Source organism: Verrucosispora sp. WMMD703 (genome assembly GCF_049178935.1).
In the GTDB taxonomy this organism is placed as follows: domain Bacteria; phylum Actinomycetota; class Actinomycetes; order Mycobacteriales; family Micromonosporaceae; genus Micromonospora; species Micromonospora sediminimaris.
Genome location: NZ_JBMHMM010000004.1, coordinates 5,348,463 through 5,367,302, shown reverse-complemented (window position 1 = coordinate 5,367,302; position 18,840 = coordinate 5,348,463). Strand labels below are relative to the sequence as shown.

Annotated in this window: 18 protein-coding genes and 3 pseudogenes; 16 read left to right on the top strand and 5 right to left on the bottom strand. The window is 71.2% G+C overall.

Annotated elements, in window-relative coordinates:
* The first annotated feature begins 115 nt into the window (after window positions 1-115).
* Entirely contained in the window at window positions 116-403 is a 288-nt protein-coding gene (locus ACN26Z_RS24925) for a GlsB/YeaQ/YmgE family stress response membrane protein (protein WP_093407532.1), read from the top strand.
* A 130-nt stretch (window positions 404-533) separates the two neighbouring features.
* A complete protein-coding gene (locus ACN26Z_RS24920) occupies window positions 534-1,178 on the top strand; it encodes an MOSC domain-containing protein (RefSeq protein ID WP_282237152.1) in 645 nt (214 codons plus the stop codon).
* An 85-nt stretch (window positions 1,179-1,263) separates the two neighbouring features.
* Here ACN26Z_RS24920 and ACN26Z_RS24915 read toward each other — a convergent pair whose 3' ends face one another.
* The 3 genes from ACN26Z_RS24915 to ACN26Z_RS24905 form a co-directional block, all read right to left on the bottom strand.
* A complete protein-coding gene (locus tag ACN26Z_RS24915) occupies window positions 1,264-2,169 on the bottom strand; it encodes a phytanoyl-CoA dioxygenase family protein (protein ID WP_232511333.1) in 906 nt (301 codons plus the stop codon).
* Window positions 2,170-2,402: 233 nt separating this feature from the next.
* Window positions 2,403-3,335 carry a hypothetical protein gene (locus tag ACN26Z_RS24910; protein ID WP_421464716.1) on the bottom strand — a complete coding sequence of 311 codons (933 nt, stop codon included), beginning with the start codon at window positions 3,333-3,335 and terminating at the stop codon, window positions 2,403-2,405.
* A 118-nt stretch (window positions 3,336-3,453) separates the two neighbouring features.
* A complete protein-coding gene (locus ACN26Z_RS24905) occupies window positions 3,454-4,242 on the bottom strand; it encodes an enoyl-CoA hydratase-related protein (RefSeq protein ID WP_282237154.1) in 789 nt (262 codons plus the stop codon).
* Between the two features lie 20 nt (window positions 4,243-4,262).
* Between ACN26Z_RS24905 and hemW the strand changes: the two genes are divergently transcribed.
* Window positions 4,263-5,486: a radical SAM family heme chaperone HemW gene (gene hemW, locus ACN26Z_RS24900; protein WP_421463580.1), complete on the top strand. Its 1,224-nt coding sequence runs from the start codon at window positions 4,263-4,265 to the stop codon at window positions 5,484-5,486.
* 27 nt (window positions 5,487-5,513) lie between these two features.
* On the opposite strand, the gene ACN26Z_RS24895 is transcribed toward hemW, so the two are convergent.
* Window positions 5,514-6,128, bottom strand: coding sequence for a DUF4870 domain-containing protein (locus ACN26Z_RS24895; protein WP_282237156.1), 615 nt, complete (start codon window positions 6,126-6,128; stop codon window positions 5,514-5,516).
* A gap of 210 nt (window positions 6,129-6,338) precedes the next feature.
* On the opposite strand from ACN26Z_RS24895, the gene hrcA reads away from it, so the two are divergent.
* The 13 genes and pseudogenes from hrcA to ACN26Z_RS24830 all read left to right on the top strand — a co-directional run bounded on the left by hrcA (window position 6,339) and on the right by ACN26Z_RS24830 (window position 17,927).
* A complete protein-coding gene (gene hrcA / locus ACN26Z_RS24890) occupies window positions 6,339-7,361 on the top strand; it encodes a heat-inducible transcriptional repressor HrcA (RefSeq protein WP_093407521.1) in 1,023 nt (340 codons plus the stop codon).
* Window positions 7,362-7,434: 73 nt separating this feature from the next.
* Window positions 7,435-8,580 (top strand): molecular chaperone DnaJ, encoded by a 1,146-nt coding sequence (dnaJ, locus tag ACN26Z_RS24885; protein WP_282237157.1) that lies wholly within the window; start codon window positions 7,435-7,437, stop codon window positions 8,578-8,580.
* Between the two features lies 1 nt (window position 8,581).
* Window positions 8,582-9,316, top strand: coding sequence for a 16S rRNA (uracil(1498)-N(3))-methyltransferase (locus ACN26Z_RS24880; RefSeq protein ID WP_282237158.1), 735 nt, complete (start codon window positions 8,582-8,584; stop codon window positions 9,314-9,316).
* Window positions 9,317-9,361: 45 nt separating this feature from the next.
* Entirely contained in the window at window positions 9,362-9,721 is a 360-nt protein-coding gene (locus ACN26Z_RS24875; RefSeq protein WP_164449415.1) for a histidine triad nucleotide-binding protein, read from the top strand.
* Window positions 9,718-11,106, top strand: a complete 1,389-nt coding sequence (locus tag ACN26Z_RS24870) for a serine hydrolase domain-containing protein (protein WP_421463579.1) — start codon at window positions 9,718-9,720, stop codon at window positions 11,104-11,106. Before ACN26Z_RS24875 ends, ACN26Z_RS24870 begins: the two co-directional genes overlap by 4 nt.
* Window positions 11,107-11,289: 183 nt before the next feature.
* A pseudogene (locus ACN26Z_RS24865) lies at window positions 11,290-12,036 on the top strand (PhoH family protein); the annotation flags it as partial.
* 42 nt (window positions 12,037-12,078) lie between these two features.
* Window positions 12,079-12,795, top strand: a pseudogene (locus ACN26Z_RS24860) (LAGLIDADG family homing endonuclease); the annotation flags it as partial.
* 261 nt (window positions 12,796-13,056) lie between these two features.
* A pseudogene (locus ACN26Z_RS24855) lies at window positions 13,057-13,413 on the top strand (PhoH family protein); the annotation flags it as partial.
* Between the two features lie 15 nt (window positions 13,414-13,428).
* The gene (ybeY, locus tag ACN26Z_RS24850; protein WP_093407506.1) at window positions 13,429-13,902 is read left to right on the top strand and encodes an rRNA maturation RNase YbeY; all 474 of its coding nucleotides are present in this window, start codon (window positions 13,429-13,431) and stop codon (window positions 13,900-13,902) included.
* Window positions 13,902-15,284, top strand: a complete 1,383-nt coding sequence (locus ACN26Z_RS24845; RefSeq protein WP_421463578.1) for a hemolysin family protein — start codon at window positions 13,902-13,904, stop codon at window positions 15,282-15,284. Before ybeY ends, ACN26Z_RS24845 begins: the two co-directional genes overlap by 1 nt.
* On the top strand, window positions 15,277-15,654 hold the full coding sequence (locus ACN26Z_RS24840) for a cytidine deaminase (RefSeq protein WP_282237161.1): 378 nt from the start codon (window positions 15,277-15,279) through the stop codon (window positions 15,652-15,654). The genes ACN26Z_RS24845 and ACN26Z_RS24840 overlap by 8 nt, the downstream gene beginning before the upstream one ends.
* A gap of 76 nt (window positions 15,655-15,730) precedes the next feature.
* Window positions 15,731-16,627 carry a GTPase Era gene (era, locus tag ACN26Z_RS24835; RefSeq protein WP_210936415.1) on the top strand — a complete coding sequence of 299 codons (897 nt, stop codon included), beginning with the start codon at window positions 15,731-15,733 and terminating at the stop codon, window positions 16,625-16,627.
* A 172-nt stretch (window positions 16,628-16,799) separates the two neighbouring features.
* Window positions 16,800-17,927, top strand: a complete 1,128-nt coding sequence (locus tag ACN26Z_RS24830) for an acyltransferase family protein (protein ID WP_282237163.1) — start codon at window positions 16,800-16,802, stop codon at window positions 17,925-17,927.
* Here the strand turns inward: ACN26Z_RS24830 and ACN26Z_RS24825 are convergent.
* The gene (locus tag ACN26Z_RS24825) at window positions 17,914-18,777 is read right to left on the bottom strand and encodes a DUF4097 family beta strand repeat-containing protein (protein ID WP_421463577.1); all 864 of its coding nucleotides are present in this window, start codon (window positions 18,775-18,777) and stop codon (window positions 17,914-17,916) included. The genes ACN26Z_RS24830 and ACN26Z_RS24825 overlap by 14 nt on opposite strands.
* Window positions 18,778-18,840 lie beyond the last annotated feature (63 nt).

Genomic DNA, 18,840 nt, shown 5'->3' with positions numbered 1-18,840 from the left:
GTGGTCGCGACCTCTCGGCCAGAAAAGCCGGTTTGGGATCTTCGCTCGTCGGGCATTAGGCGGTCACGACAGGAACACCACAAACGTTGAACGTCTTTCGTGAAGGAGAGCGACCATGGAGCTCACCGTCTGGGGCATCATCACCGCCCTGATCGTTGGTCTGATCGTCGGTGCGCTTGGCCGACTGGTGGTGCCGGGCCGTCAGAACATGCCGATCTGGCTGCACATGCTCATCGGTGTCGGTGCCGCGCTGCTCGGCACCGTGATCGCCCGTGCGTCCGGCTTCGCCGAGACCGCCGGTATCGACTGGCGGGAGCTGATGCTCCAGGTGCTGCTGGCCGCCGTCGCGGTGGCGCTGGTCGCCGGTGTGGGCCGCAACCGCCGGGGTGTCACCCACCGGTAACAGCTGAACCGTCGAAAGGCGCCCGACCGTCGAGGTCGGGCGCCTTTCGCATGCGTACGACAAACGTGGTGCGCGACCGACCTGACCAGCGGGCGGTGGCGCGCCGAAGCCGCTCCCCTAGGATGTGATCATGACGGGCAGGGTGGCATCGGTGAACGTCGGCATCGTGACCGAGGCGGCGTGGGCCGGTGACGCGAGCGGGCGCAGCGGCATCGACAAGCGGCCGGTCGAGGCTCCGGTGTTCTTCCGCACCGACGGGTTGGTCGGCGACTTCATCGGCGAACGGTCCCACCACGGTGGTCCGGACCAGGCCGTCTACGCGTACGCGGTGGAGGACGCGGCCTGGTGGGAGGCGGACCTCGGGCGCGCCATCCGTCCGGGGGGCTTCGGCGAGAACCTCACCACGCACGCGGTCGACGTCACCGGCGCCGTGATCGGCGAGCAGTGGGCCGTCGGCGAGGTGCTGCTCCAGGTGACCAAGCCGCGTACGCCGTGCACCACCTTTGCCGGCTTCTGGGGGGTACCGGATCTGATCAAGCGGTTCACCGCCCGTGCGACGCCCGGCGCCTACCTGCGGGTGGTGCGGGAGGGCGCGGTGGGCGTCGGCGACCCGATCGAGATCGTGCACCGGCCGGCCCACGGGGTGACCCTCGGCGAGGTGTTCCGGGCGCTCACCCTGGAGCCGGCGCTGCTGCCCCGGTTGCTGGCGGCCGACGACCTGCCCGAGCCGGTTCGCGAGAAGGCGCGTCGCCGGCTGGGCGAGTCGGCCGGCTGACGGACCGGCACGTCCCCGAGCAGACGCGAACAGGCCCCGTGGGCCACGTCCAGGCGTGGCCACGGGGCCTGTCGTCACGGTCCGGTCAGCGGAGCCAGGGGATGCTGCGGTTCAGCAGACCGCGCTGCTTGAGCTCCTTGCGCAGCGGGATCTCGTCGTCGATGTAGCCGTCCCAGTTGATGCCCCAGTAGTTCGCCGTGTGGGTGCCCTCCCCGAGCAGCTGGCGCTGCACCGGCGTGCGGTTGCGGTACCACTCGCCGTCCTTGTCGGGGTGCAGCTCGTCGAGCGGGCGGATCCACCGGTAGGTGTAACCGACGAACAGCATCTTGCGGGTGATGTTCGACAGGTTCGTCGACCGGGAGTGCCACTGGCGGCGGTCGAAGATGAAGGCGTCACCCGGGTTGGCGGTGATCTCGACGGTGCCCTCGGGGTCCGGGTTGTGCACGCTCAGATCCGACGGGCGCGGCAGCGAGTTCCACAGGTGGCTGCCAGGGATCACCTTCGTCGCGCCGCGCCCCTTCTCCGACAGGTCGGAGAGCACGTAGGCGACCTTCAGCGAGAACATCGGCCGGGGCAGATTCGGGTCCATCGTCTCCGGGTCGGAGTTCTGCCGGTACCCGTCCTGGTGCCAACCCCAGTACGGCTTCTCGGGCTCCAACGCCGGCGGCGTGACGTCGAGGTGGTTGTGGTGGGTGTAGATGTTCCAGCCCGCCAGGCCCCACATGTAGGGGAACGCGATCGGGTGGGTGAGCAGCTCGCCGAAGAGCTCGTCACGCTCAAGGAAGCCCAGCAGGTGCAGGGTGCCGTCCTTGGTGGTGTTGCCCTTGGCCTTCTCCTCCTCGTACACCCGGTCGACCGCGGCCTCGAGAGCGGCCCGGTGATCCTCGGTCAGGACGTTGCGCAGCAGGAGAAAGCCCTGCTCGTGGAACTCCTTGCGGTCGACGTCACTGATCGGTTCGTAGCCGGTCCGGTCGCCGTAGTCGAACGCCACGTAGTACCCCTCCCCAAGAGGTGAAACCATTTCTGGCACAGGCCGCCGATCGTAACGCGCGTCCAGGCGGCTCGGGGGGCACCCCGCGACCTTTCCACAGGTACGGCGACTGAAGGCGGTTGGACGACTACCACACGTCACTCAACGTGGCGAGACGTGGCATTACGTACCAAATTGCCGAATTTTGCGGTGACTGCGGGTAAGGGCGGTCGGTCCAAGGAGATCGAGGTCGGTCAGACGTCGGCGTGGACCTCGGCGAGGACCTCCGTGTCACCCCGGTCGCTGTCCGGCAGGCGCTTCCAGTCGCCGCGCTTGGCGGTCCACTCCCGGCCGTCGTAGGTCACCCGCTTCACCCCGTGCTCCTTCGCGTGGGAGACCAGCCAGTGCGTGTACCGCCAGCCGGCCCGCACACCCTCGGCGGAGGGCGATTCGTTGATCCCCACCTTCAGCAGGGTCGGGTTGCCGGAGCTGTCGACGGCAGAGGTGAAGTAACTCCTGCCCACCTGCCGGTCGTCGTCGCCGGTGAAGGCCACCAGGCCCCAGTCGAGCGCCAGCCCCTCGGTCAGCGCGGCGATGGCGGCGGCGCCGCGCACCACCGGATCGCCGCCCACCGCGCAGGTGACCGCCGTGCTGGCGTGACCGAGCAGCGCCCGGGTGAGCACCTGCGACTCGTCGGCCCACTTCTCGTACGCCTCGGGGAAGGCCGAGCGCTGCACCTTCTGCGCGGCGTCGGTGACCCGCATGTCCTCCCAGCCGCGCACCTTCTTCAACGCCGCGTAGAACTTCCCCGCCGCGTACCGGGGGTCGCGGATCTGCTTCGGTGTGCCCCAACCCTGGCTCGGTCGCTGCTGGAACAGCCCCACGGAGTCGCGGTCACCACCGGTCAGGTTGCGCAACCCGGACTCCTGGTACGCGGTGGCCAGCGCCACCACCACCGCCCGCTCCGGCATCTCGCGTTGCACGCCGATCGCCGCGATGGTCGCCGCGTTCGCCATCTGCTGCGAGTCGAGCGTCACCTCGCCGTCGGCCTGGACCGTGCAGGCCCGGCCGGCCAGCGGCAGCCGTAGCCCCTCACCGGCCTGCCTCAACGCCACGATCGTCCCGATCGCGACGATCAGGACGAGGACCACGAAGCCCGTCGCGACAGCCCGAGTTCGCACCCGCACCTCCTGTGTCAAGGTCCGCCAAGCGTACGTCCCTCATCGACATGTTCGGGTCGTCCGACCGGTTCCCACCTCCCGCGGCACCTACGCGCAACGCGAGGTTCCCCGTCCCGGCCGTACCTCACCCACCGAGTTCCGCCACCCAGCGCGGCGGCCGCTTCTCCCGGAACGCGGTGACCCCCTCGACGCCGTCCGCCGACAGGAAGTACCCGGTGGACACCTCGGCCAGCTCGGTCAGGTCGGCGCGCAGGTCGACGGCGGCCGGTCGGCGCAGCAGTCGCTTCGCGCCGGCCAACGCCGACGGGGCCCCGCGTACCAGCGAGTCGCAGTACCGCCGCACCGCGGCATCCAGCTCCGCGGCCGGCACCGCGGCGGTGACCAGGCCGATCTCGGCGGCCCGCCGGCCGTCGAAGGTGTCGCCGGTCAGGTACAGCTCGGCTGCCGCCCGGGTGGTCAGGCGGGGCAGCACCGTCGCGGAGATCACCGCGGGGATCACCCCGATCCGCACCTCGGTGAAGGCGAACGTGGCCTCGGCCGCGCAGACCGCCAGGTCGGCTGCCGCGATCAGGCCCAGTCCGCCGGCCCGGGCCGGGCCGGCGACTCTCGCCAGCACCGGCTTCGGGCACTCCCAGACCGCCGCGAGCACGTCACCCAGCATCCCGGCGGGCACCGTGCCGCTGGCGTACGCCGCCGCGGTCTCCTTCAGGTCGGCGCCGGAGCAGAAGACCGGCCCGGTGTGGTCGAGCACGATCACCCGGACCGCGTCGTCGGCGACCGCGGCGGCCAGCCCGGCCAGCAGTTCGGTCATCAGCGGCGTGGAGAGCGCGTTGCGGTTGTGCGGACTGTCCAGGGTGAGCGTGGTCACCCCGTGGGCCGTGGCGACCCGCACGAACACGTCGGGAGAGGTCATGCCAGGGCACACTAGTGGCCATGCCCGGCGTCCTTCCAGCAGGCGAGCCCGTCCCCGCCGACGGGTCGCTGCCCGCGTCCGCCCGTGCGTCCGTAGCCGTCCGGGGTTTCGGGGTCTACGTGCATGTGCCCTTCTGCGCGAGCCGCTGCGGCTACTGCGACTTCAACACGTACACCGCCGACGAGTTGGGCGGCGGCGCGAGCCGGGAGGGCTACGCCGACGCAGTGCTGGCGGAACTGGCGCTCGCCGCCCGGGTGCTGGACGACACCCCACCGGCCCGGGTGGAGACGGTCTTCGTCGGCGGCGGCACCCCCACCCTGCTGCCCGCCGACGACCTGGCCCGCATCCTCGACGCGATCGACCGGACCTGGGGGCTGGCCACCGACGCGGAGGTGACCACCGAGGCCAACCCCGAGTCGGTGACGCCCGCCTCGCTGAAGGAGTTGCGTGCGGCCGGGTACACCCGGATCTCGCTGGGCATGCAGTCGGCCGCGCCCGGGGTGCTCGCCGTGCTCGACCGCCGGCACCACGCCGGCCGGGCCACCGCCGCCGCGCTGGAGGCCCGTGACGCCGGCTTCGACCACGTAAATCTCGACCTGATCTACGGAACGCCGGGGGAGCGGGCCGAGGACTTCGCCGCCTCGCTGGACCAGGTGGTCGCCGCAGGCGTGGACCATGTCAGCGCGTACGCCCTGATCGTCGAGGACGGCACCCGGCTGGCCGCCCGGATGCGCCGTGGCGAGCTGCCGTACCCGGACGAGGACGTCGCCGCGGACCGCTACCTGGCCGCCGAGTCCACCCTCGGCGCGGCCGGTTTCTCCTGGTACGAGGTCTCCAACTGGGCCCGCACGCCAGCCGCGCGCTGCCGGCACAACCTGCTCTACTGGACCGGCGGGAACTGGTGGGGCCTCGGGCCGGGGGCGCACAGCCACGTCGGCGGGGTGCGCTGGTGGAACGTCAAGCATCCCGCCGCGTACGCGCAACGCCTCGCCGCCGGGGCGTCACCCGGGCAGGCCCGGGAGGTGCTCACCGGCGACGAGGCGCACATGGAAGACGTCATGCTCCGGTTGCGGCTGGCCTCCGGCCTGCCGCTGGACGTGCTGACCGACGCCGGGCGGGCGGGTGCGGCGCGGGCGTTGGCCGAGGGCCTGCTCGCCGAGCCCGCCCACGCCGCCGGCCGCGCCGTGCTCACCCTGCGCGGCCGGTTGCTCGCCGACGCCGTGGTCCGCGACCTGCTGCCCTGACCCCCGTCATCCGGCCGGCCCGCGCGGTCAGCGCTTCACGAACGAGTAGCTCATCGGGTACTGGTAGAGCACCCCGTCGTTGGCCTTGACCCCGCCGATGATGCCGAAGATCACCGGCACGATCCCGGCGATGATCGGCGCGAAGAACAGGATGCCACAGGTGATCATGGTGAGCACCCAGCTCAGCACACCGACGATGGCCCAGGTGAGCTGAAAGTTCAGCGCGGCCACCGAGTGGGCCCGGGCGATCGGGGACTGCTGCCCGCGGGTCATCATCGCGATCAGCGGCGCCACCCAGCCGAAGAGCCCGCCACCGACGACCACGCCGAGCGGGCCGCCGAAGTGGGCGATCAGGGACCAGGTCTTGTCCTCGTTGTTGGCGTAGCCACCGCCGGGAGCGCCGTAACCGCCGGTCGGGTAGCCGACACCGGGGGCTCCGGGTGGGGGAGGGTAACCGCCGGGCGGCGGGTAGCCCCCGGGCGGCGGGTAGCCGGCCGGCGGCGGTTGGTCGCCGGTGGGAGGTGGATAGCCGCCGGGCGGGGGATAACCGCCGGGCGGGGGATAGCCGCCCTGGCCTGGCGAACCGGACAGTGGTGTCGTGGGTTCGTCGCCGGAGTCCGGGGGACGAGGTGGTTCAGTCATGGAGGTCACGGTAGGTGCCAGCGGCAACGGCGCACCAGAGCGACACCGGCGAGTGTCAACCCGCCGATCGGTTCGATGACGAGCGGGCCGACTTGATCATCGCGTCGAGGGGGACGCCGACGTAGACTGGCACTCGCTACAGTCGAGTGCCAGAGTGTTCCTCTGGTGGCCGTGACGCTGCGGGCTGACCTGCGACAGGAGGTGGCAAGGATGGGTCTGGACGACCGGAAGCTCGCCGTGCTCCGGGCGATCGTCGAGGACTACGTCGCCACCCAGGAGCCGGTCGGCAGCAAGTCGCTGGTCGAGCGGCACCAACTTGGTGTCTCGCCGGCCACCGTCCGGAACGACATGGCCGTGCTGGAGGAAGAGGGCTACATCCGTCAGCCGCACACCAGCGCGGGGCGGGTGCCCACCGACCGTGGCTACCGACTCTTCGTGGATCGGTTGAGCCGGGTCAAGCCGCTCAGCCCGGCCGAGCGCCGAGCGATCGAGCGTTTCCTGGCCGGCGCCGTCGATCTCGACGATGTGGTGCACCGCACGGTGCGGCTGCTGGCACAGCTGACCCGGCAGGTCGCCGTCGTGCAGTACCCGAGCCTGGCCCGGTCCCGGGTGCGTCACCTGGAACTGGTGCCGATCTCCACCACCCGGCTGATGCTGGTGATGATCGCCGACACCGGTCGGGTCGAGCAACGGCTGGTCGAGCTGCCCGCACCGGTCCTCGCCGACGACGTACTGGACCTGCGCCGGCTGGTCAACGAGAAGCTCGTAGGTGTCCGCCTGTCGGAGACCCCGCCGCTGGTGCAGGCCCTCATCGACGACTCCGTGCCGCACCTGCGCCCGGCGATGACCACCCTGTCCACGGTGCTGTTGGAGACGCTCGTCGAACGGCACGAGGAGCGGCTCGCCCTGGCCGGCACCGCCAACCTCGCCCGGGGCGGTCTGCTCGACTTCCAGGGCTCGTTGCGTCCGATCCTCGAAGCTCTTGAGGAGGAGGTCGTGCTGCTCAAGCTCATCGGCGAGGTGGAACCGAGCACCCTGCGGGTGCGCATCGGCGACGAGAACGAGATCGACAACCTACGGGCGGCCTCCGTGGTCAGCACCGGGTACGGCCCGGGCGCGACCATCGTCGGGGGGATGGGCGTGCTGGGACCGACCCGGATGGACTACCCCGGAACCATCGCCACGGTGAGGGCCGTGGCACGCTACGTGGGCGAGCTGCTGGCCCAGAACTGACAAGTCAGGGCCGACGGCAGGCTGCCGCCGCCGAACGGCGTAACTCGAGACGAACACGAGGACACGGAACGCAGTGGCCAGGGACTACTACGGCATTCTCGGCGTGAGCAAGGGTGCCTCCGATGACGAGATCAAGCGCGCCTACCGCAAGCTGGCGCGCCAATTCCATCCGGACGTGAATCCGGATCCGGAGGCACAGGAGAAGTTCAAGGACATCAACGCCGCGTACGAGGTCCTCTCGGACGATCGGAAACGGCAGATCGTCGACCTGGGCGGTGACCCGCTGGCACCCGGTGGAGGCGGGCCCGGCGGTCCGGGTGGCCCCGGCGGGGCCGGCCCCTTCGTCGGCTTCCAGGACATCATGGACGCGTTCTTCGGGGGCGCCACGGGCGCCGGGCGGGGCCCGCGTCCGCGTACCCGCCCCGGCGCCGACGCGATCCTGCGACTGGAGCTGGACCTCCAGGAGACCGCCTTCGGCGTCGAGGCGCCGATCACCGTCGACACCGCCGTACTCTGCACCACCTGCTCCGGTGCCGGCACCGCCGCCGGCACCCACCTGGCCACCTGCGAGGCGTGCGGTGGCCGGGGCGAGGTGCAGTCGGTGCAGCGCACCTTCCTCGGGCAGGTGGTCTCCGCTCGCCCGTGCACGGTCTGCCAGGGCTACGGCACCACCATCCCGAGCCCCTGCCCGACCTGCGCCGGCGACGGCCGGGTACGCACCCGCCGATCGCTGACCGTCAAGATCCCCGCCGGGGTGGAGGACGGCATGCGGATCCGCCTCGCCCAGCAGGGCGAGGTCGGCCCGGGCGGCGGCACCGCCGGGGACCTCTACGTGGAGATCCACGAACGGCCACACGACGTCTTCTCCCGCAAGGGCGACGACCTGCACTGCCGGGTCACCGTGCCGATGACCGCCGCCGCACTCGGCACCCGGCTGACCATCAAGACGCTCGACAGCGAGGAACCGGTCGACGTCAAGCCGGGTACCCAGCCGGGCAGCACCCTGCGGCTGCGGGCCCGAGGCGTACCGCACCTGCGCGGCGCCGGCCGGGGTGACCTCTACGTCCACCTCGACGTGCGCACCCCGACCAAGCTCGACGCCGACCAGGAACGGATGCTGCGCGACTTCGCCAAGACCCGCGGCGAAGAGGTCGCCGAGCTGACCAAGCAGGGTGGCTTCTTCTCCCGCATGCGCGACGCCTTCAACGGCCACGCCTGACGTGTCCGCCCCGCTGTTCCTCGTCGAGTCGCTGCCGACCGCCGCCTCGATGGTGCTGGACGGGCCCGAGGGCCACCACGCCGCCACCGTGCAACGGCTGCGCGTCGGCGAGCAGGTGCTGCTCGCCGACGGGCGGGGCGGCACGGCCACCGCCATGGTCACCGCCGTCGGCCGGGGCACCCTCGATCTCGACGTGACCGACCGGGGGTACGTCGACGCGGCGAACCCGCGGCTGGTGGTGGTCCAGGGCATCGCCAAGGGCGACCGGGGCGAGCTGGCCGTGCAGGCGATGACCGAGGCGGGCGTGGACGAGCTGGTCCCCTGGGCGGCGGGGCGCTCGGTGGTGCAGTGGCGCGGCGACCGGGGCGTACGGGCCCGCAGCCGGTGGGTCGCTACCGCCCGGGAAGCGACGAAGCAGGCCCGGCGGGCGTGGCTGCCGGTGGTGGCGGGAGCGCCGGACGAGAGCACCGCATCGGTGACGCGCCGGATCGCCGGGGCGGCGGCCGGGTACGTGCTGCACGAGGAGGCGACCGACCGGCTGACCACAGTCGAGCTGCCCGAACACGGCGAAATCGTGTTGGTGGTGGGGCCGGAGGGCGGCATCACCCCGGACGAGCTGTCGGCCTTCCAGGAAGCCGGCGCCCGACCGGTACGGCTCGGCAGCTCGGTGCTGCGCACCTCCACCGCGGGTGTGGCCGCCCTGGCGGTCCTCGCCACCCGCCTGCTGCGCTGGTGAGCGTCGCGCGGACGTCGCCGAGGAACCCTTCCTTACACTGCCCGGATGGGAAGCGACTGTCTGTTCTGCCGCATCGTCGCCGGAGAGATTCCGGCCACCGTGGTCCGCGAGACGCCCACCACGCTCGCCTTCCGCGACATCGACCCGAAGGCACCGGTACACGTGCTGGTCGTACCGAAGGAGCACTACGCCGACGTTGCCACGCTCGGCCAGGGTGACCCGGCGCTGGCCGGCGAGGTGCTGGCCACCGCCGCCGCGGTGGCCGAGGACGAGGGCCTGCTCGGCGACGGGTTCCGGCTGATGTTCAACACCGGGGCGTACGGCGGCCAGGAGGTCTTCCACGTGCACGCCCACGTGCTCGGCGGCGCCCCGCTCGGCCCGATGCTGGCCCGGAGTCTCGGATGACCTCCGCCGCCGGCCGCACCTCCGCCGCCGGTCGCCTGGACCGGCTGGTGCGCCAGGTCCAGGCGCAGGCCCGGGTGCCGGCGGTCTCGGCGGCGGTGCACCGCGCCGACCGGCCGCTGTGGACGTGCACCGCTGGCGGCACCGGAAACGACACGGCCCTGGACGAGCAGACCCGGTTCCGGATCGGCTCGGTGACCAAGACGTTCACCGCCGTGCTGGTCATGCAGTGCCGCGACGACGGGCTGCTCGACCTCGACGACCCGCTGCGGCGGCACCTCGACCTGCCGGCGCACGGTGAGCTGACCGTGCGCCGGCTGCTGTCGCACACCGCCGGCCTGCAACGCGAACCGTACGGCGACGTCTGGGACACCCTGCGCGCACCGGACACCGACCAGCTGATCACCGAGCTGGACCGGGCCGAGCGGGTGCTGCCGACCGGCCGCCGCTACCACTACTCGAATCTCGGCATGGCGCTGCTCGGCCACCTGGTCGGGCAGGTACGCGGCGGCACCTGGGCGGAGGTGCTGACCGAGCGGGTGCTGACCCCGCTCGGGCTGACCGCCACCACAACCACCCCGGGCCCGCGCGCCGCGACCGGGTTCCTGGTCGACGCGTACTCCGACGAGGCGCATCCGGAGCCGCCCACCGACTTCGGCGCGGTGAGCCCCGCCGCGCAGCTGTGGAGCACGGCGACCGACATGGCCCGGTGGGCCGCCTTCCTGGCCGACCCGGCGGCGTTGGACGCGGCGGGTCGGGTGCTCGCCCCGGCCACCCTGGACGAGATGCGCTGGCCGGTGACGGTCACCGACGAGGCGGTCTGGGCCGGCGGCTTCGGTCTCGGTCTGATCCTGGTACCCCAGGGGGAGCGGGTGGTGCACGTCGGGCACGACGGGGCGATGCCGGGCTTCCTCGCCGGGGCGTACGGCCGCCGGGGCGGCGAGGGCACCCCGGGGGCGTTCGGCGCCGCCGTGCTGGGCTCCTCCGGCACCGCCGTCGAACTGCTGGAGTTGCCGCACCGACTGCTCGCCGCCGCGGTCGAGCACGATCCGGCCGACATCGACCCGTGGCGTCCCGGTGAGCCGGCGCCGCCGGACGTGCGCGGACTGCTCGGCCGCTGGTGGGGCGAGGGCTTCGAGTACGTCTTCTCGTGGCACGAGGGGGCCCTGCGGGCCCGTGGCGCCGGTGACCCGCCGGGGAAGCCACCGGCGGTGTTCGCCCCGGTGCCGGACCAGCCGGACGTGTTCCGTACCGTCTCCGGCCGGGAGAACGGCGAGTTGCTCCGGCTGACCCGGGACTCCGCCGGCGTGGTGGTCCGGATGCACTGGGCGACCTACCGGTTCACCCGCCGCCAGGAGACCTTCGACGGTTTCGACTTCCGCGTCTGACCGGGCGGTTCATCGGGGTGGAATGCCCTGCTATGTCCGGTCGTGCCGGAGCGTCACAGCGGCGGAAATGGGCAGCGTGTCCCCGCCGTTGAACCGATACGATGGGGGTAACGTCCGCACGCCGTGCCACGGGCCCGGCACCGAGATCGAGAGCAGGTGGCGCAGGGCCCTCGGGCCCGACCTATGACCGGCACCCCACCTCCCGGCCCGCCCCGGGTCCAGACCAGGATCACGGTCCCCGACTCGAAGATCATGGTCAACCTGCTCGGCGCGGGCGACGAGATCCTGCGACTGGTCGAGCGCTCGGTGAACAGTGACGTGCACGTGCGTGGCAACGAGATCACCATCACCGGCGCTCCCGCCGACAACGCCCTCGCCGAGCGGCTCTTCAGCGAGCTGCTCGAACTCATCGAGAAAGGCGAGACCCTGACCACAGATGCCGTCCGGCGTACCGTCGGCATGCTCGAACAGGGTGGCACGGAGCGGCCCGCCGAGGTCCTGACCCTCAACATCCTCTCCCGGCGCGGGCGCACCATCCGTCCCAAGACACTGGGACAGAAGCGCTACGTCGACGCGATCGACGGGCACACGATCGTCTTCGGCATCGGCCCGGCGGGTACCGGCAAGACCTACCTCGCCATGGCCAAGGCGGTGCAGTCGTTGCAGGCCAAGCAGATCAACCGGATCATCCTGACCCGGCCGGCGGTCGAGGCGGGGGAGCGGCTCGGTTTCCTGCCCGGCACGCTCAACGAGAAGATCGACCCCTACCTGCGCCCGCTCTACGACGCGCTGCACGACATGCTCGACCCGGAGACCATCCCGAAGCTGATGGCCGCCGGCACGATCGAGGTCGCCCCCCTGGCATACATGAGGGGCCGGGCGCAGCCGTACGACGCCCGCGTGCTGACACCGGAGGGCTTCAAGCGGTTCGGTTCACTCCAGGTCGGCGACCTGGTGATCGGCTCGAACGGCATGCCGACCCCGGTGATCGGGATCTACCCGCAAGGACCCAAGCAGGTTTACCGGGTGACCACGCAGGACGGGGCTTCGACCCTGTGTTGCGGTGAGCATCTCTGGACGGTCGCCACCCCCGAGGACAAGCGGCGTGGTCGCCGACGCACGCTGGAGACCCAGGAGATGATCGGGCAGGAGCGGCGGGGTCACCTCCGCCGTTACGAACTGCCGGTTGTGGCTCCGGTGCAGTTGGAGCCGCAGGACGTTCCACTCGATCCGTACGTCCTCGGCCTGCTGCTCGGTGACGGGTCGATCTCGCGCCGCACGACGCCGGGGTTCACCACGGCGGACCCTGAGCTCGCTCGCGCGATCGAGGACAACCTCATCGACATCGAGCTGCACCGCAAGAGCGAGTACGACTATGTGCTCCGGCACACCAAGGGGCACCGAGGTGGAGTGATCGTCGCCAACCCGGTGACGGTCGCGCTCCGCGAGCTGGGTCTGGCCGGGACGAAGTCGGGCACCAAGTTCGTCCCGTCCGTCTATCTCCAGAACAGCGTCGATGTCCGCCTGGCCGTCCTGCAGGGGCTGCTGGACACCGACGGCGGGCCGGTCGTCCAGGCGGGACGGACCTGCCGGGTGCAGTACTCGACGACCTCTCCCCGGCTCCGCGACGACGTCGTCCACCTGGTCCAGTCACTCGGTGGCGTGGCGACGTGGCGCGTTCGGGTGGCCGAGGGTCGTAAGCCTGGCCTGGCGAACGGTCGTCCGGTCGGCTACCGGTCGGACGCCTATGTCGTGGAGATCCGCTTGCCGGAGGGCGTAGCGCCGTTCCGGTTGGCGCGTAAGCGCCAGCGGTACGAGGAGTGCGGTGGCGGCCGGCCGATGCGCTTCATCGACTCGATCGTCCCCGCCGGTGTCCAGGAGACGATGTGCATCCAGGTGGCGGCGGAGGATTCGCTGTATGTCACCGATGACTTCCTGGTCACGCACAACACGCTCAACGACGCGTTCATCATTCTCGACGAGGCGCAGAACACCACGCCCGAGCAGATGAAGATGTTCCTCACCCGGCTCGGCTTCGGCTCCAAGATCGTGGTCACCGGCGACGTCACGCAGGTCGACCTGCCCGGTGGGACGACGAGCGGGCTGCGGGTCGTCCGGGACATCCTGGCCGGGGTCGAGGACGTGCACTTCGCGCAGCTGTCCAGCGCCGACGTGGTACGTCACCGGCTGGTCGGAGAGATCGTCGACGCGTACGCGCGGTGGGACGCCGAGAACCAGCAGGCGCAGGGCGTGCACGCGGTGTCCGGGCGCAGCGCCCAGGGCAACCGCGGCGGCCGGCGCCGCTAGACCGAGGGAAGACAGTTGTCCATCGAGATCGCCAACGAGTCCGGTGCCGAGGTCGACACCGACGCCGTGCTCGCCGTCGCCCGGCACGCGCTCGACGAGATGGGAGTCAATCCGCTCGCCGAGCTTTCCGTGTTGTTGGTGGACGTCGACTACATGACCGAGCTGAACCATCGGTGGATGGGCGGCGACGGCCCGACCGACGTGCTGGCCTTTCCCATGGACGAGGGCAGCGTCGACCACGGGCCGGGTGAGACCGCCGCCGCCGGTGGTGAGCCCGCACTGCTCGGCGACATCGTGCTCTGCCCGGAGGTGGCGGCGAAGCAGGCGGCCACCGCCGGGCACAGCACCGCCGACGAGTTGCACCTGCTCACCGTGCACGGTGTCCTGCACCTGCTCGGTTACGACCACGCGGAGCCGGAGGAGGAGCGGGAGATGTTCGGGCTCCAGGCCCGGTTGCTGGCGAGCTGGCGGTCGGCCCGCTCCCGGTGATGGACACTCCGCTGGCCGCGGCCGCCACCGGCCTACCCGACCTGCAACTACTCGTTTTCGCTGCCGGGCTGGTGGTACTTGCCGGCCTGATCGCGATGACCGAGGCGGCCCTTGCTGCGGTCTCTCCGGCCCGCGCGGCCGAGCTGGCCCGCGAGGGGATCCGAGGCGCCCGTACCCTCCAGACGGTCGCCGGTGACGTGGTCCGGCACCTGAACCTCCTGTTGTTGCTCCGGCTGCTCGCCGAGCTGACCGCCACCACACTGGTGGCGCTGGTGGCGGTGGACACCTTCGGCGCGGGCTGGCGGGCGGCGCTGGTCACCGCGGGGGCGATGACCGTTGTCAGTTTCGTCGTGGTCGGCGTGGGCCCGCGCACCCTCGGCCGGCAGCACGCGTACGCGGTGGGCCGTTCGGCCGCGCCGCTGGTGCGCTGGCTGGGCCGGGTCCTCAACCCGCTGGCCTCCCTGCTGATCCTGATCGGCAACGCGGTCACCCCGGGCCGTGGGTTCCGGGAGGGGCCGTTCGCCACTCAGGTCGAGCTGCGTGAGCTGGTCGACCTCGCCGAGCAACGGGGCGTGGTGGAGCACGGCGAGCGGCAGATGATCCATTCGGTCTTCGCCCTCGGTGACACCATCGCCCGCGAGGTGATGGTGCCGCGTACCGAGATGGTGTGGATCGAGTCGGGCAAGAACCTCTCCCAGGCGCTCGCGCTGTTCCTGCGCTCCGGTTTCTCCAGGATCCCGGTGATCGGTGAGAGCGTCGACGACGTGCTCGGCATTCTCTATCTCAAGGACCTGATCCGGCGTACCCAGGGCGGGGCCGTCGAGGACCGTCAGCTACCGGTGGCCGAGCTGATGCGGCCGGCGACCTTCGTGCCCGAGTCCAAGCCCGTGGACGATCTGCTGTCGGAGATGCAGGCCGCCCGCAACCACCTGGTCATCGTGGTGGACGAGTACGGTGGCACCGGCGGTCTGGTCACCATCGAGGACATTCTCGAGGAGATCGTCGGAGAGATCACCGACGAGTACGACGTCGAGCGCCCCCCGGTCGAGCAGTTGCCCGACGGTGCGGTGCGGGTCACCGCCCGGCTGCCGGTCGAGGATCTCGGCGAGCTGTTCGACACCGAGCTGCCGCACGACGAGGTGGAGACCGTTGGGGGTCTGCTCGCCCAGGCCCTGGGTCGGGTGCCGATTCCGGGCGCGCGGGTCGAGGTGGCTGGCCTGCGGCTGGTCGCCGAGGGCACCACCGGTCGACGCAACCGGATCGACACGGTGCTGGTGCGCCGGGTGGAGCCGACCGACACGAAGGACGCTCCGGGCGCTCCGCCGACCGCGTCCCGTTCCGACACCGACCAATCCGAGGAGAGGCAGCCCGCCGATGCCTGAGTCACCCGCCGTACCGGCCGTCCGGTCCACCGGCTCCGAATTGAGCGCCGAGGACGGCAAGCTGGTCATCCTCGCCCGTGGTGCCAGAGGCCGGGTGGGTGCCGTGGAGGGTGCCGCGGTCCGGGATCAGGATGGTCGGACGTACGCGGCGGCCAGCGTGTCGCTGCCCTCGCTGACCATCACCGCACTGCAACTGGCGGTCGCCTCGGCGGCTGCGGCGGGTGCCACCCGGTTGGAGGCCGCGGTGGTGGTGACCGAGGCGTCCACGCTGGACGGCGCCGGCTACGCGGCCGTGCGTGACCTGGCCGCCGACGCGCCGGTGCACGTGGCCGGGCCAGATGGCACGGTGCTCGGCACGGTGACCGAATGAGCGAGCGGAGCGAGCGAATCGTCGGGTGCGGTGCGTGGGTGCCTCATGGCGACGCAGAGCGTAGCGGAGCGACGTCATGAGCGAGCGCAGCGAGCGCTCCTATCGGGCGGGTTTCGCGTGTTTCGTCGGGCGGCCGAACGCCGGCAAGTCCACGTTGACCAATGCCATCGTCGGGCAGAAGATCGCGATCACGTCGAACAAGCCCCAGACCACCCGGCACGTCATCCGGGCGGTGCTGCACCGGCCGGAGTCGCAGCTGGTGCTGGTCGACACTCCGGGACTGCATCGTCCCCGCACCCTGTTGGGTGAGCGGCTCAACGATCTGGTGCGGCAGACCTGGAGCGAGGTCGACGTGATCGGTCTCTGCATCCCGGCCGACGAGCCGATCGGCCGTGGCGACCGGTTCATCACCGGGGAGTTGGCCGAGCTGAAGGCGACCGTGCTGGCGGTGGTCACCAAGACCGACCTGGTCGATCGCAAGCGGCTGGCCGAGCAGTTGCTCGCCGTCAGTGAGCTGGGGGATTTCGCGGAGGTGGTGCCGGTCAGCGCGGTTTCCGGGCACCAGGTGGACACCCTGGTCGAGGTGATGACGCGCTATCTCCCCGAGTCGCCGCAGCTGTACCCGGACGACATGCTCACCGACGACCCGGAGCAGGTGCTGGTGGCGGAGCTGATCCGGGAGGCTGCGCTGGAGGGTGTGCGTGACGAGTTGCCGCACTCCATCGCCGTGGTGGTGGAGGAGATGATTCCGGAGGGCCGGCTGACGAAGATCTATGCCGACGTGTATGTGGAGCGGCCCAGCCAGAAGGCGATCGTCATCGGGCATCGGGGCGCTCGGCTCAAGGGCGTCGGCACCGCCGCGCGGCGGCAGATCGAGGAGTTGCTGGGCACGAAGGTCTACCTCGATCTGCACGTACGGGTGGCCAAAGACTGGCAGCGCGACCCCAAGCAGTTGCGCAAGCTCGGGTTCTGAGCCGATCCGGCGGGCCGGTGAAATAGGGCGACCGGCACCGGACCGTCTGATCGGGGCCCGTCAGGCATATGGGAAGTTTCACTAACGCAGTGGGTCGCTGACCGGTTCGTCGGCGGGCAGCGGAGGGTAGGGGACGCAAGAGCCTCCGCACCCCCGACACAGATGCAGGCTGATGCGAAACAGATACCTGGACCTGCTGCGCGCCTTGGCCATCGTGCGGGTGGTCGTGTACCACGTCACCGGCTGGGGATCGCTTACGCTGTTGTTCCCGGCCATGTCGGTGATGTTCGCGCTGGCCGGTTCGCTGATGGCCGCGTCCCTGCTGCGGTCCGGGCCGATGGCGGTGGGTCGGCGACTGCGACGGCTGCTGCCGTCGCTGTGGGTGGTCGCCGTGATCTTCGTGCCGGCGATGCTGCTCACCGGGCTGCCGCTCACCCCGGCGGTGCTGCTCTGGCTCTTCCCGGTGGCCGACCCACCGGCGAACTACTGGGGTGCGCTGGCGCTGAGCCCGATCTGGTACCTGCGTGACTACCTGTGGTTCGTGCTCGCATCCCCGGTCGCGCTGTGGCTGTTCCGCCGGTTCCCGTTACCCACCCTGCTTGCCCCGTACTGCCTGCTGCTCGTCATCGAGTTGGGCATCTACCAGAACCCGCCGGTCGTGCTGCGCCATTTCGGGCTCTACTTCGGGGCGTGGCTGCTGGGTTTCGCCCACCAGAGCGGGATGCTGCGCCGCCTGAGCGCCTGGATTCTGGTGCCGACCGCGCTGGCGCTGGCGGCGGTGGGCGGCGCCTGGATCCTGACCCACCAGGGTCCGCGCGGCTACGACCTCAACGACATTCCGCTCGGCAACGCACTCTGGTCGGCCGCGTTCATCCTGGTGGCCCTGGGCCGGGCACCGGCGACCGTCGCCTGGGTGGACCGGAGCGCGCTGGTAGGCCGGGCGGTCACCGTGCTGAACCGGCGGGCGTTGACGGTCTACCTGTGGCACATGGCGTTCGTGGTCGCACTCACCCCGCTCGTCGACGTGGTCGGCTGGTCGCATCAGGACCTGCTGGGGTTGGCGATCCGGGTGGTCCTGGTCTTCCTGCTGGTGGCCCTGGTGACCGCGATGGTGGGCTGGGTCGAGGATGTGGCGGCGCAGCGTCCGCCCGAGCTGGTCCCCGGTGGCCGCCGTCCGGCGGCGCGCCCCACCCGCCTGCACGCGGAGTCGCGCACCGGCGAGGATCACGAGCCGGGTGCCGGGCCGGTGGCACCGGTCCCGGAACAGCGTGGCCGGGGCGGTGGGGTCATCGCGAGGTGACGGTGATGTCGCCGCTGCCGGTACGCAGGTCGAGCACGGACGCGGCGGAGGGATCATCCGGGACACCCAGGTCGATCTCGCCGGAGTCGGCCCTCGGCCGGATCTGGTACGCCCCGCCGGGCACGGTCAGCGTGACGTTGCCGCTCGACGCGTGCGCCCGCGCGGAGACGGGCTTGTCCAAGTCGAGGGTGACGTCGCCGGACTTGGTTTCCGCGTCCACCTCGCCGCCGAGCCGACTTCCCGTCACGTTCCCGGAGGAGGCCCGCAGCACGACAGGCTTGGCGATGTCGTACACCTCGATGTCGCCCGAGCCGGTCTCCACCCGCACCGTGTCGGTCGCCGCGGCGACCCGCACGTTGCCGGAGCCGACCTCGAGGTCCACCCGGCCGACGCGGCTGAGATCGACGTCCCCGGAGCCGGTCTCGCCGCGTACGCCCACCCCCGCGTCGACCGTCACCTCGTAGGAGACGGTGCACCGGCTGCCGCAGGAGGTGTCCAGCACCAGTTCCGTGCCCTTGATCTCGTACGTCGCGTCCGGCTGGTTGCCCTGGTAGCGCACCACGCGCTTGACGCGTACCCCGTCCGCTCCGCCGTCGGCCCGGACCACCACATCGCCGGAACCGGGCAGCACCTGGATCGCGGTGATCCGGGCGGACTCGGTGGTGTCGAAGTCCAGCTGCCGGTACGACAGGTTGTCACACCCGACCAGGACGATGAGGGCGGCGGTCGCGGCGACCGCCATGCCGGTCCGACGCACGGTGCTCGCTCGCGGCGCGGTGGTTCGGCGCGCGGCGACGGGCTGATCTGCGGCGGTGGGCCGGGAGACGGTGCTGGTCCGGTACGAAGCCATGCCGAGCACGCTACGACCGGCCCCACCGGGCGCGCATCCGGGTTCGCCGGCACGGCGACCCCG

Coding starts and splice junctions, on each gene's coding strand:
- ACN26Z_RS24925 (WP_093407532.1), top strand. CDS start 116: ATGGAGCTCACCGTCTGGGGCATCATCACCGCCCTGATCGTTGGTCTG.
- ACN26Z_RS24920 (WP_282237152.1), top strand. CDS start 534: ATGACGGGCAGGGTGGCATCGGTGAACGTCGGCATCGTGACCGAGGCG.
- ACN26Z_RS24905 (WP_282237154.1), bottom strand. CDS start 4,242: ATGACCTCTCCCGACGTGTTCGTGCGGGTCGCCACGGCCCACGGGGTG.
- hemW (WP_421463580.1), top strand. CDS start 4,263: ATGCCCGGCGTCCTTCCAGCAGGCGAGCCCGTCCCCGCCGACGGGTCG.
- ACN26Z_RS24895 (WP_282237156.1), bottom strand. CDS start 6,128: ATGACTGAACCACCTCGTCCCCCGGACTCCGGCGACGAACCCACGACA.
- hrcA (WP_093407521.1), top strand. CDS start 6,339: ATGGGTCTGGACGACCGGAAGCTCGCCGTGCTCCGGGCGATCGTCGAG.
- ACN26Z_RS24875 (WP_164449415.1), top strand. CDS start 9,362: ATGGGAAGCGACTGTCTGTTCTGCCGCATCGTCGCCGGAGAGATTCCG.
- ACN26Z_RS24870 (WP_421463579.1), top strand. CDS start 9,718: ATGACCTCCGCCGCCGGCCGCACCTCCGCCGCCGGTCGCCTGGACCGG.
- ACN26Z_RS24845 (WP_421463578.1), top strand. CDS start 13,902: ATGGACACTCCGCTGGCCGCGGCCGCCACCGGCCTACCCGACCTGCAA.
- ACN26Z_RS24840 (WP_282237161.1), top strand. CDS start 15,277: ATGCCTGAGTCACCCGCCGTACCGGCCGTCCGGTCCACCGGCTCCGAA.
- era (WP_210936415.1), top strand. CDS start 15,731: ATGAGCGAGCGCAGCGAGCGCTCCTATCGGGCGGGTTTCGCGTGTTTC.
- ACN26Z_RS24830 (WP_282237163.1), top strand. CDS start 16,800: ATGCGAAACAGATACCTGGACCTGCTGCGCGCCTTGGCCATCGTGCGG.
- ACN26Z_RS24825 (WP_421463577.1), bottom strand. CDS start 18,777: ATGGCTTCGTACCGGACCAGCACCGTCTCCCGGCCCACCGCCGCAGAT.